This window comes from Alcaligenes sp. RM2, from assembly GCF_052931795.1.
In genome coordinates, this window is the sequence record NZ_JBRFIO010000002.1 from 853,416 (window position 1) to 865,355 (window position 11,940).

The 11,940-nt window shown below is 56.8% G+C and carries 11 protein-coding genes; 6 read left to right on the forward strand and 5 right to left on the reverse strand.

Annotated elements, in window-relative coordinates:
- Positions 1-203: 203 nt before the first annotated feature.
- Both ACU6HM_RS10720 and ACU6HM_RS10725 read right to left on the reverse strand, forming a co-directional pair.
- Entirely contained in the window at positions 204-974 is a 771-nt protein-coding gene (locus ACU6HM_RS10720) for an IclR family transcriptional regulator (RefSeq protein ID WP_446763789.1), read from the reverse strand.
- A 145-nt stretch (positions 975-1,119) separates the two neighbouring features.
- Positions 1,120-1,968 (reverse strand): RNA methyltransferase, encoded by an 849-nt coding sequence (locus tag ACU6HM_RS10725; RefSeq protein WP_009457826.1) that lies wholly within the window; start codon positions 1,966-1,968, stop codon positions 1,120-1,122.
- A gap of 108 nt (positions 1,969-2,076) precedes the next feature.
- Here ACU6HM_RS10725 and ACU6HM_RS10730 point away from each other — a divergent pair, with 108 nt between their 5' ends.
- From ACU6HM_RS10730 to ACU6HM_RS10740, 3 genes are read left to right on the forward strand one after another with little or no spacing between them, the layout of a single operon-like run.
- The gene (locus ACU6HM_RS10730) at positions 2,077-2,868 is read left to right on the forward strand and encodes an inositol monophosphatase family protein (RefSeq protein ID WP_009457824.1); all 792 of its coding nucleotides are present in this window, start codon (positions 2,077-2,079) and stop codon (positions 2,866-2,868) included.
- A gap of 58 nt (positions 2,869-2,926) precedes the next feature.
- Positions 2,927-4,510, forward strand: coding sequence for a TerC family protein (locus tag ACU6HM_RS10735; protein ID WP_446763790.1), 1,584 nt, complete (start codon positions 2,927-2,929; stop codon positions 4,508-4,510).
- Between the two features lie 26 nt (positions 4,511-4,536).
- Entirely contained in the window at positions 4,537-5,397 is an 861-nt protein-coding gene (locus ACU6HM_RS10740; RefSeq protein WP_022983525.1) for an undecaprenyl-diphosphate phosphatase, read from the forward strand.
- A gap of 1,063 nt (positions 5,398-6,460) precedes the next feature.
- On the opposite strand, the gene ACU6HM_RS10745 is transcribed toward ACU6HM_RS10740, so the two are convergent.
- The 3 genes from ACU6HM_RS10745 to ACU6HM_RS10755 form a co-directional block, all read right to left on the reverse strand.
- Positions 6,461-7,261 (reverse strand): UDP-2,3-diacylglucosamine diphosphatase, encoded by an 801-nt coding sequence (locus tag ACU6HM_RS10745; protein ID WP_009457818.1) that lies wholly within the window; start codon positions 7,259-7,261, stop codon positions 6,461-6,463.
- Positions 7,251-7,760, reverse strand: a complete 510-nt coding sequence (locus ACU6HM_RS10750; RefSeq protein WP_045931048.1) for a peptidylprolyl isomerase — start codon at positions 7,758-7,760, stop codon at positions 7,251-7,253. Before ACU6HM_RS10750 ends, ACU6HM_RS10745 begins: the two co-directional genes overlap by 11 nt.
- A 169-nt stretch (positions 7,761-7,929) precedes the next feature.
- Positions 7,930-8,541 carry a tetratricopeptide repeat protein gene (locus ACU6HM_RS10755; RefSeq protein WP_226348582.1) on the reverse strand — a complete coding sequence of 204 codons (612 nt, stop codon included), beginning with the start codon at positions 8,539-8,541 and terminating at the stop codon, positions 7,930-7,932.
- A 264-nt stretch (positions 8,542-8,805) separates the two neighbouring features.
- Here ACU6HM_RS10755 and cysS point away from each other — a divergent pair, with 264 nt between their 5' ends.
- Genes cysS through ACU6HM_RS10770 form a run of 3 tightly spaced genes read left to right on the forward strand, consistent with a single transcriptional unit; the run spans position 8,806 to position 11,905 of the window.
- The gene (gene cysS, locus ACU6HM_RS10760) at positions 8,806-10,257 is read left to right on the forward strand and encodes a cysteine--tRNA ligase (protein ID WP_009457813.1); all 1,452 of its coding nucleotides are present in this window, start codon (positions 8,806-8,808) and stop codon (positions 10,255-10,257) included.
- A complete protein-coding gene (locus ACU6HM_RS10765; protein WP_446763791.1) occupies positions 10,242-10,913 on the forward strand; it encodes a DNA-3-methyladenine glycosylase family protein in 672 nt (223 codons plus the stop codon). Before cysS ends, ACU6HM_RS10765 begins: the two co-directional genes overlap by 16 nt.
- A 26-nt stretch (positions 10,914-10,939) precedes the next feature.
- Entirely contained in the window at positions 10,940-11,905 is a 966-nt protein-coding gene (locus ACU6HM_RS10770; RefSeq protein WP_022983527.1) for an acetyl-CoA carboxylase carboxyltransferase subunit alpha, read from the forward strand.
- The last annotated feature ends 35 nt before the right edge of the window (positions 11,906-11,940 follow it).

Genomic DNA, 11,940 nt, shown 5'->3' on the forward strand with positions numbered 1-11,940 from the left:
GCGGCGTGGGAAGGGACTGGGCTTATAGCCAGCGTAGTTTCTCTTTTTTTGACAGGCTGAGCCTGGAGGAGCCACCTGCGTTGATTGGAAAAGCAGACAGAGGGAATGAACTTCGAGACGTAAAAAAGCACACAGGGCAGGCTGTGTGCGGATGAGGGTGTTAACGATCCCGACACCATTCAGGGGGAGAAATCCGCCCAGATTTAAAACTTGTCGGCGACCGAATCCAGCGCGTCGCGCAGCAAACCGGCAATTTCTTTTTGCCGTGGCGCAGGCATGCGCTCGGTAATGGCCGTGACACTCATGGCCAGAATGGGGCGGCCTTTGTGATCGCACAACGCGCAGCCCACACCCAAAGCACCGCGTACGGCGTAATTGCCTACAACCGAGTAGCCCCGGATACGGGTGTTGGTGACCAACTGGCGCATCTCGCGCTGAGTCATGCCACCGTACTGATCCAGCTGATTGGCATTGCGTTCGATAATCTGCTCGATCGCTTCGTCCCCAAGTGTGGCCAGATAGGCCATGCCACCCGAACCCACGCCCAAAGGCTGACGCTTGCCTACATAAGTGGCCAGAATCTGTACCGGGTAGGGGCCAATTTCGCGCCACAGGCTAACAGAGTCGTCGCCATCGCGGCCCACCAGAAAGACCGCGTCGCCAGTCTGTTGAGCCAGCTCTTGCATGATGGGCTGCATGATGGTGACACGCGGGTCCAGTCCAAACAGGCCCTGATCCTGGCGCGTGGCGTTGTAGCGACGGCTATGGCTGCTGTTCTGGACCAGACCGTGATCGATCAGGGCGGCCAGCAGCCGGTAGATGGTGGGGCGCTGTAATTGCGTGGCGCGCGACAGGTCGGTGACGCTCAGCCCTTTGCCTTGATGATTCTGCAAAGTCTTGAGCACCAGCAGGCCGCGTTGCAAGGTGCGCGGCCCGGCCTGATCCTGCGGTTCTACGGTCTCGGGAGTGTTCATGCTTGAAAACAGCTATTGCTTACCGAAAAAGTAACTCAGTAAGAATATACGCCAGCCAAGAAAGTGTCCACTGTGTGATCGCTCATAAAAGACAGTGCCCGCTGGGTGCAGCGGGCAAGAGGGGGAGCGCGTTTGAACGCAGGTTTTAGCGATGTTCCGGGCCTGCCGATTCGTCTTTACGTTGTTCGGGGATGGGGTGGCCCGCTGTTTTAGCGGTCTTGATCATGGCGGTACACAGGCCGCGCAACATATCCACTTCGTCCAAACTAAGCTGGGCGCGCCCGAACAGGTGCTGCATGCGGGGCACCAGCTTCTTGGGGTGTTTGGGGTCCAGGAACTTGACGCTTTCAATGGCCTGTTCCCAGTGCTGTAGCAAGGCTTGCACTTTGGCTTGGGGAGCCAGCTCCTTGCCAGGGTCTGCCTTGCCATCCGTATGGGGCAGCAGGCTGGCACCGCTTTCAGCCAGCAGCGCGTAGCGCAATTCCCAGGCAGCCAGTTGCAAAGCCTGGGCGACATTCAGGGAACTGTATTCAGGATTGGCCGGAATATGGCAGACGTATTGGCACTGGCTGATGTGATCGTTGGTCAGGCCCACGCGTTCGGTCCCCAGCACAATGGCGACGGTTCCGGCGTGCTGGCGCAGATGCTCACGGCTCAGTTCGGCAGTCTGACGTATATCGGCGGCTGGCGGTCCTAAATAGCGGGGGCGGGCCGTCAGGGCAAAAGCCAGAGTGACCGGTTCCAGTGCATGCGCCAGAGTGGGAACAATAGTTGCTTGCTCCAAAACGTCTACGGCACCGCTGGCCAGCGAGATTGCCTGAGGGTTTTGTGCAACGTCCGGGTCTAGCGGGTCGACCAGGCATAAGTCGCCAAAGCCCATGGTTTTGATCGCTCGCGCTGCTGCGCCGACGTTTCCAGGGTGGCTGGGTTGCACCATAATGAAGCGAACCCGGTGAAAATTATCATCAAATGCCGATGCTTGCGTCTGAGTCATTTAAAATAGCTACTTTGAAGCTACGCTTCCTGTGTCTGCTCACGCGATTTTGCCCTGCAACAGGGCACGCCAGGCAGGCTCAATTATTGTTAAAAAAACGGAATTTCCATGCACCCGATGCTCAATACCGCCATCAAGGCGGCTCGCCGTGCCGGCACCATTATCTCTCGCGCCAGTCTGGACCTCCAGCACCTGTCGGTTGCGCGTAAAGGCCCTAAAGATTATGTCACGGAAGTGGATCGCGCAGCAGAGGAAGCCATCATTGAAGTATTGAGCGAAGCTTACCCCGACCACGGTTTTATCGGCGAGGAAACGGGCGAGCGCCCACCGCTGGAACCCGCAGGCGAAGGTACTCCCGAATACCAGTGGGTCATTGATCCTCTGGATGGCACCACCAACTTTATCCACGGCTTTCCGTGCTACGCAATTTCGATTGCCTTGATGCACCGTGGCCAGGCTGCCCATGCCGTCATTTACGACACTAACCGCAATGAAATGTTCACGGCCAGCCGTGGCGGTGGTGCCTTCCTGAACGACCGTCGTATTCGTGTGTCGGGCCAGACTCGTTACCACGATGCCTTGATCGGTGCACACGTGCCGGATTCGGGTGCAGGCGTGAAACCCACCTCCCCATTTGCCGATATGCTGGCCGAATGTGCTGCCGTGCGTCGCGTGGGTGCAACGGTTTTGGATCTGGCTTATGTGGCTGCAGGTCGTCTGGATGGCTTCTGCGCCGTCAATCTGCAACCTTGGGATCTGGCTGCCGGCACTTTGCTGGTGACCGAAGCCGGCGGTCTGGTGGGCGACTTTGAAGGCGAACAAACCTGGAAAGAGACTGGCAATGTGATTGCCGCCAGTCCGAAGATCTTTATTCAGATGCTGTCGCACCTGCAAGATTAAGAACCTAGACCCCGGCATTGCCGGGGTGTTCTTTTAATCACAGCGCCAAGGAGCTGAGATGGAGTGGTTGATGGACCCGACCGCCTGGGTTGGGTTACTCACACTGGTAGTTCTGGAAATTGTGCTGGGCATCGATAACCTGGTGTTCATTGCAATTTTGGTCGACAAGCTGCCTCCGGCGCAGCGCGACCGGGCTCGTGTGCTGGGCCTGTCACTGGCCTTGCTGATGCGCCTTGGCTTGCTCACGGTCATGTCCCATCTGGTGCAGCTGACCGACCCCTTGATCTCCATATTCAGTCTGGATTTTTCTGGCCGTGATCTGATCATGATCGTGGGTGGTTTTTTCCTGCTGTTCAAGGGCACACTGGAGCTGCACGAACGTATTGAGAACCGCAGCGCTCATGCTTCCGGCTCGCGCATGTATGCCAGCTTCTGGGTCATCGTGGCGCAGATCGTGGTGCTGGATGCCGTGTTCTCCATCGACGCGGTCATTACTGCGGTGGGTATGGTCGAGCACCTGCCCATCATGATGGCGGCGGTGGTCATTGCCATTGGCATCATGCTGGTTGCTTCCAAACCCTTGACGGCTTATATCAATAGTCGCCCCACGGTGGTGATCCTGTGCCTGGGCTTTTTGTTGATGATCGGCTTCTCCTTGCTGGTGGAAGGCTTTGGCGTACATGTACCCAAGGGTTACCTGTATGCGGCCATTTCCTTCTCCATCCTGATCGAAATGTTCAATCAGCTGGCGCGTCGCAAGTTGCGTATGCTGCAGGCTGGTCGTCCCATGCGTGAGCGTACGGCCGAGGCTGTGCTGCGCATGTTGGGCAAGCGTCCCGCTTCCGGTGAAACGGCCATCGGGCCGGATCTGCCCGGTGCGGCGGCGCAAATGGTGTTCGGTCAGGAAGAGCGCAATATGGTCAGTGGTGTATTGACCTTGTCCGAGCGCACGGTGCATTCGGTGATGACGCCGCGCAATGCGATTACCTGGGTGAATGTGCAGGACGATCCTGAGGTCCTGCGCGAAAAGATGACGCATGAACCCCATAGCATGGTGCCAGTGTGTCGCGGTTCGCTCGATGAGGTTATTGGCATTGGCCGAAGCAAAGAGTTACTGGCAGACCTGCTGATTCATGGTCATATCCGTCTGGACCAATTGCGTCAGCCGGTTTTTGTGTATGAGTCCATCGGGATTTTGGACCTGATGGAAACCATCAAGCAAAGCCGCGGGCAGTTGGTCATGGTGACGGACGAGTTCGGCACTATTGAAGGTTTGGTGACGCCTTTGGATATTTTCGAGGCGATTGCAGGCGATTTCCCCAGCGAGGACGAAACTCCCGATATTGTCCAGGAGTCCCAGGACCACTGGCTCCTGGACGGCTCCACCGACTTGCATCATCTGGAACAGATGCTGGGTGTGGATGGTCTGGTGGATGAAGAGGAAGAATATGCCACCCTGGCCGGTTATCTGCTGACGCGTTTCGGACAATTGCCCAAGGTGGGCGATATGTGTGTGCTTGAGCAAAGCGATGCGGTGTATCGCTTCAAGGTGGAAGAGCTGGAAGGGCGTCGCATTTCGCAGGTCAGCCTGGAGCGTGTGCCATACGATGATGAACAAATCGATCCATTTCTGGCGTCTTAATTTTTATTGGCTTTGATTCGGACAACATGACTGAGCAAACTCTCTATTTGTTGAAAGCCCTGTTTCTGGGGATTGTTGAGGGCATCACGGAATTCATTCCGGTTTCCAGTACGGCGCACTTGCTGATCCTGGGCTCCTGGATTGATTTTTCCTCGGGTGATGCCAAGGTCTTCGAGGTTGTCATTCAGTTTGGTTCGATTCTGGCCGTGATCTGGATTTTTCGCGCCCGTTTGATTCAGCTGATCACCGGGGTCTTGCGCGGAGATCGTACCGAGCTGATGTTCACTCGCAATCTGCTGATTGCCTTTTTGCCCGCTGCCGTTATTGGTGCCTTGACGATTCAGTACGTTAAAGCCTTGTTCCATCACCAGATTGTGTTTGTGTTCACGCTGGTATTGGGTGGTTTGTTGATGCTGTGGGTCGAGCGCAAACCGCAGTACGCGAAGAACACGTCGGAGCTGGATCAGGGTGAAACCGCCACCTCGCAAAAGGCCACCGCCTTTGCCTTGGAAGAGATCACCTGGAAGCAGGCTTTGGTGGTTGGTTTTGCCCAGTGCATTGCCATGGTGCCAGGTACTTCACGTTCGGGTGCCACCATTATCGGTGGCATGTTGGCTGGTATTCAGCGCAAGACCGCCACGGAGTTTTCTTTCTTCCTGGCCATGCCAACCATGCTGGCTGCTACGGTTTATGACCTGTATCGCAACGGTGCGTCCTTGAGTGCAGATCAAAGCACCGCGATTATTGTGGGCTTTGTTGCTGCCTTCTTTAGCGCCTTGTTCCTGGTGAAGGCCGTGCTGCGCTTTGTGTCCAGTCGCACCTATCGTCCTTTTGCCTGGTATCGGATTGCGTTGGGCGGAGTATTGTTTGTGTGGCTGATGACTTAGATCTTTGCCGCCTAAGATGTTTTGAAATCCCCGCTTGCTTGATCTGCCAGCGGGGATTTTTCTTTTCAGGGAGGCTCGGTAAATGTCGTCTTTTCACGCACATACTTTACCCACCTACCCACCTACCCACCTACCCACCTATCTATCTGTTTATCTGTCTAGCTGTCTATCCGTCTGTCTGTCCGCGTATCTAGCGATGTACCAATTTGATAGGCACTTTTTTGGTGATTATTGTGTGCAAGGGTTTGTTGGCAAATAGCAGGTTTGTCGCCCGTCATTTGGTCTGGCTTGGCTTCGATACGCTGCTGCTTATTGAAGGGAGCTTGGTCTCAGCAAGACGCCTCTCGGTTCGTCTGCCCCGGTATCCGGGCTGACTACTTGCCGGTGCTGCGCACCGGTACCCTGGTCGGTGTTCGGATACGGGCGCGCCCTTAACTCGCGGGGTGTCTTGTCCACCGGACAAGACACAAGCGCCCCGCTCAAACAGAAGGGCGCTTGCACCCCGTATCCGAACACCGCCTGCGGCAAGCAGTCTGAACCGCCCGGATACCGGGGTAGACGAACCGAGAGGCTCACAGTGAGGAAGGGACAAGCAGCCTTGCTGCTCATGGCGCCAAGAGTCGGTGGTCGGGCACGAGACCAGCCTTCGGTGGTCCGCTTTGGTTGCCGCGAGCGAAAGTATCTTGTTGGCAAAAATCACGGTCTTTTTTGCGTTTTTGAGGGGGCAGTTGGGCTCGACGGGCGAGTCAGGGCTCTGGCCGCAGGCTCTTGCAGTATCCAGGATGCAAGCCCTGTGCTGTTTGATCGGGGCGCTTGTGGTTCGTCCGGGGGACGAGCCACCCCGCGAGTTCACAGGGCGCCTGGATACTGCAAGAGACCAGGGAGCCCGTGCGCAGCACGGGCCGGAGACCCGCCAAGTCGAGCCCAACTGCCCCCTCAAAAATGCTTATGCAGCCACCTTGATTCCTGCCACCAGCACCGTGTGAAGAAAAACAGGTTTTATCGCAAGAAGGTATAAAAAGACGTGGAGCTTAAACCTAGCTGGCTGTAGGTGAAGTCACTCTTACTGAGGTCCCAGTGTCTGACACTGATCCTCTTGCCCCCACTGGTGCAGGCAGAGCTGTACACCTTCAATGCTGATATAGCCGCCCCGTCGTCCTCCTTCCGAGGAGTCAGATTCCCAATCCGGGAGTACCCAGCGGCGTACCGGCTCAAAGCCGGGAATGTCATGTACTGCAGGGCGATGTGTATGGCCATGAACCATGGCCTGCACAGGATGCGCCTCGCAGGCTGCCACAATAGCTGCAGGCTGCACATCCATGATGTCTTTGGACTTGTATTGCTTGCCGCGCTGGCTACCGGCGCGGGCTGAATCGGCAATACGCTGACGCAAGCTTAAAGGGCAGGCCAGATAGAGTTTCTGGAGCCAGGGTTTGCGTACCCAATGGCGAAAGCGTTGATAGGCCAGATCGTCCAGGCAGTACTCGTCGCCGTGCGACATCAGAATCAGGCCGGCAGAAGTGTCCAGAACGACTTGATCGGGCAATAGCGTGGCGTGAACATGGCGGGCGTAGGTTTGGCCCAGCAGGAAATCGCGATTGCCGCGCATCAGATACAGCGGATGCTGCTGCGCGAATGTGCGCAGCGCCTCACTGACTTGAGCAAGCCAAGGAGCAGGGTGGGCGATTTGATCGTCACCAATCCAGGCATTGAAAATATCACCGCCCAGGATCAAGGCATGAGCTTGATGCTGGGCGGAGTGCAGAAACTGCAGGAAATCCTGGACGGTGTCTGGATTGTCCGGACCCAGATGCAGGTCCGCAGCAATCCAGATGTTGCCCGCAAGCGTGAGCTTATTCGACAAGCGTGGCTTTTTCCAGAACGACGTCCTCAACGGGCACGTCTTGGTGGAAGCCCTTGTTGCCGGTGCGCACGGTCTTGATCTTGTCGACCACGTCCATGCCTTCGATCACGCGGCCAAATACGGCGTAGCCCCAGCCATTGGCGGTAGGAGCGGTGAAGTTCAGGAAGTCGTTGTCAGCCACGTTGATGAAGAACTGAGCCGTAGCCGAGTGTGGGTCGGAGGTGCGAGCCATGGCCAGGGTGTACTTGTCGTTCTTCAAACCGTTGTCGGCTTCGTTCTTGACAGGAGCGTTGGTGGCTTTTTGCTTCATGTCGGCCTCAAAGCCGCCGCCCTGGATCATGAAGTTGTTGATCACACGGTGAAACACGGTGCCGTCGTAAAAACCGCTGGACACGTAGTCCACAAAGTTGGCTACGGTGTTGGGGGCTTTTTCTGCGTTCAGTTCGATCAGGATGGTGCCCTGGTTCGTCTGCAGTTGGACGCGTGGAGAGGTGCTCATAGAAGTGCCTTCAGAAGAAGTGGAAGAATCTGCTGCCATAGCCGGACTGCTCATCATAGGCATAGCCATACAGGCAGCAATAAGCAGGGTGCGCAAGCTGCGAGCCTGATCACACCATTGAAATGTGCTTGCAAACATAAGATAGGGACAACCCAGTCAAGGAAAAATCTTATTGTTGCAGAATTTGGCCAGTTTGTTGCGCACGCTGGGCTGCTTTGGGCACACCACTGGCGGCGGCCTGACGGTAGGTGTCATTGGCCAGCATCAGTTGGACTTCACCCATATTGGCGCGGGCCAGTGCGTAGGACGGATCGGCGGTCAAAGCCATTTTCAGGGCTTCCAGGGCCAGGTCCAGCTTGTCCTGCGCGATATACTCGGCCGCCAGATTATTCCAGGGCTCGGGCAACTCCGGGTAATAGGTGGTCATGTTCTGGTAAAGGCTGATGGCGCCATTGTGGTCACCACTGGCCGACAGGGCGCGTGCCTTCAAAAACAGCAACTGCACATTGGCACCGGGCTCGCCCCGGTCCTTGCGTTGCTCCAGCTGTTTTTCGATCGCCTGCAAGGCGTCGGCATGACGGCCCTGGGCAATCAAGGTGCTGATGCGCTGGCTGACTTCAGCGGCGCTAAGCGGCAAAGAGGTATCGACGCTGGGGGCCAGCACGTCCAGAGCACGGGCCAGACCCTTCCAGCCACGTTCAGGTTCGGGAGCGATATCCAGCAAGGGATCGTTCACCCGCGCACTGGGCGGGGGCAAATCGGGCAGGGATTGGGCGCTCACGTTTTGACCCAGGGCCAGAAAAAGGGCCAGGGTGCAAGGAGCGAGAAACCGAGTCCGTCTAGGTGTACTGAACACAGAGGGGGCGCCTATAAAATCTGGCTTGAAGACCAGGAAGGTTGGTAGATTGCTGCCTTTAACGAGGTCTGCTTGCTATACTTATTGACCATCATTCTAACCTTGCCTCTTGCCGGGCGGGAAATACGGAACCTGATCCAAGGGCAATTGTTCTGGCACAAGGTTCCGATTTTATGACGATTACAGGCCATGTTGCGCATTTATAACTCGTTGTCACGCTCTAAAGAGGTGTTTTCTCCGGTTGAACCGGGCCACGTGCGTATGTACGTCTGTGGCATGACGGTGTACGACTTCTGTCACCTGGGGCACGCTCGTATGCTGGTCAGCTTTGACATCGTGCAGCGCTGGTTGCGAGCAAGCGGCTATCGCGTCTCCTATGTGCGCAATATTACCGATATTGATGACAAGATCATCCGCCGTGCCGTCGAGCGCAAGCAACTGATGTCTCAGGTAACGGACTTCTATATTGCCGCCATGCATGCCGACGAAAAGGCCCTGGGTGTGCAAAGCCCTGACTCGGAACCACGCGCCACGCAGCACGTGCCCGATATGCTGGGCATTATTGCCAAGCTGGAAGAAAACGGCCTGGCCTATCAGTCCGAAGACGGTGATGTGAACTACGCCGTGCGTCAGTTCCCCGGCTACGGCAAATTGTCGGGTCGCTCTTTGGATGATCTGCGTGCCGGTGAGCGTGTTGCCCTGAACTCGGCCAAGCGTGACCCTCTGGATTTTGTGCTGTGGAAGTCGGCTAAAGAAGACGAACCCGCCGAATCCAAATGGGAATCCTCGTACGGCCTGGGCCGTCCGGGCTGGCACATCGAATGTTCGGCCATGAGCAAGGCGCTGCTGGGCCTGCCCCTGGATATTCACGGCGGTGGCCCAGACTTGAAGTTCCCTCACCACGAAAACGAAATTGCCCAAACGGAAGGCGCTTTTGGCGGCCAGTTGGCCAATGTCTGGATGCACTGCGGTCCCCTGATGGTGGACTCGGAGAAAATGTCCAAGTCCCTGGGCAACTTCCGTCGCATTCGCGATACCGTGGCCCCCGAAGGTCTAGCCGACGAAGAAAGCAGCTACATCGCCAATCCGCGTGAAGCTGAAATGCTGCGCTTCTTTATTGTGCGCAATCATTACCGCAGCTTGCAAAACTACGCGCCAGATAATCTGCGCGATGCTCAGCAGGCTTTGGACCGTCTGTACCAGACCCTTCAACACGTTCCTGCCGCCGATGTCCAGATTGACTGGACTCAAGGCCCCGCTCTGGCGTTTGCCGAAGCCATGAACGACGATTTCAATACGGCTGGCGCTGTTGCCGTTCTGTTTGAACTGGCTGGCCAGGCCAACCGCGACAAGGATGCGCAGGCCGCCGGTTTGATGCGCGCTCTGGGTGGCGTGATTGGTCTGTTGCAAGTGGACCCGGCCGTCTACTGGCGTGCCAGCACTCGCTTTGGTCAGGCGGCCAGCGTGGCCGGTGCCGACTCCTTGAGCGACGCTCAGATTGACGAGCTTCTGGCTGAACGCGGCCAGGCTAAACAGAACCGCGACTTTGCGCGCGCCGACGCCATCCGTGAGCAGCTTAAAGAGCAGGGCGTAGAGCTGGAGGATCGGCCAGGTGGAGCAACACAATGGCGCAGGGCCTAAGCGGCGTTCAATCCGGCCCTCAAGTTCGTTTGGTGGGCAAACCTGATTACTGGGACGACGCGTGCGCCCAGTTGATGAAGCGCGATCGTATCTTGCGCAAGCTCATCCCCCAGCATGGCGACTACTGGCTGCAACATCAGGCACCGGCTTTCACCACCTTGGTGCGTTCCATTGTGGGCCAGCAACTGGCCTCGCGTACGGCGGACCAGCTGTGGCGCAAGCTGCTGGAAGGTTGCGGCCAGGCACTCTCGCCTGAACTTATTTTGGAACTGGGTTACGAGGCCCTGCATGGTTTGGGTTTGCCCAAACGCAAGGCCGAATATATTGTTGATTTGGCGACTCACTTTGATGCTCGTAAAATCGACCCCCAGGCATGGCAGTCCCTGTCTGATGAAGCCGTTATTGCGGACCTGTGCGCCATTCGTGGTGTAGGTCGCTGGACGGCTGATATGTTTCTGATTTTCAACTTGCACAGACCCGATGTTCTCCCTTTGGATGATGCGGGCCTGCTCAAGGCAATCTCTCTGCACTATTTCAGCGGCGAGCCGGTCTCCCGGTTCGAGGCGCGTGAAGTTGCTCAAGCGTGGGCACCGTGGTGCACGGTGGCTACCTGGCATCTGTGGCGCAGTCTGAACACAGTTGCGGTACGATATTAAATTAGGCCTAAACCTTAAGAACCGACATGCGAAATACATTCCTGGAATTTGAGCAGCCTTTGGCCGAGCTCGAAGGCAAAATCGAAGAGCTCCGCTATGTGCAATCTGATTCCGCTGTGGATATTTCAGAGGAACTCAGCCGTCTGCAGCAAAAAAGCCAGACGCTGGCCAAGAACATTTACGCCAAGCTCACGCCTTGGCAAACGGCCCTGGTTGCTCGCCATCCACAACGTCCATACACCCTGGACTATGTAAACCAGATCTTCTCGGACTTTCACGAACTGCATGGCGATCGCATGTATGCGGACGACCTGGCCATTGTGGGTGGTCTGGCCCGTTTCAACGGTACGCCTTGCATGGTGATTGGTCACCAGAAAGGTCGTGATACCAAAGAGCGCGCCCGTCGCAACTTCGGCATGCCGCGCCCCGAAGGCTACCGTAAAGCCCTGCGCTTGATGAGGTTGGCGGAAAAATTTGGTATCCCCGTCTTTACCTTCATTGATACTCCCGGCGCTTACCCTGGTATTGGCGCTGAAGAGCGTGGTCAGTCCGAGGCAATCGGTCATAACCTGTTTGCCATGGCCAAACTGCGTGTACCTATCATCTCCACCATTATTGGTGAAGGCGGTTCGGGTGGTGCGTTGGCGATTGCCGTGGGTGACGTGGTCTCCATGCTGCAATATTCCACCTACGCCGTGATCTCGCCCGAAGGTTGTGCCTCGATTCTGTGGCGTAGTGCGGACAAGGCGCCCGTGGCGGCTGAGGCCCTGGCCATTACCGCTCCCCGTCTGAAAGAACTGGGCCTGGTCGATCGCGTGATCAACGAGCCCATTGGTGGTGCACATCGCGATCCCACCATGATGGCGCGCCAATTGGGCCGTGCCCTGGCTGATGCCTTGCGTCAGGTCTCGGGCCTGAGCACCGAACAACTGCTGGCGCAGCGTATGGAACGTCTCCTGGCCTACGGCCGTTATCAGGAAGTTCGTGCCTGATCCATTGCCTTCCAGTCAGCTGGGGGGCTTTAGCC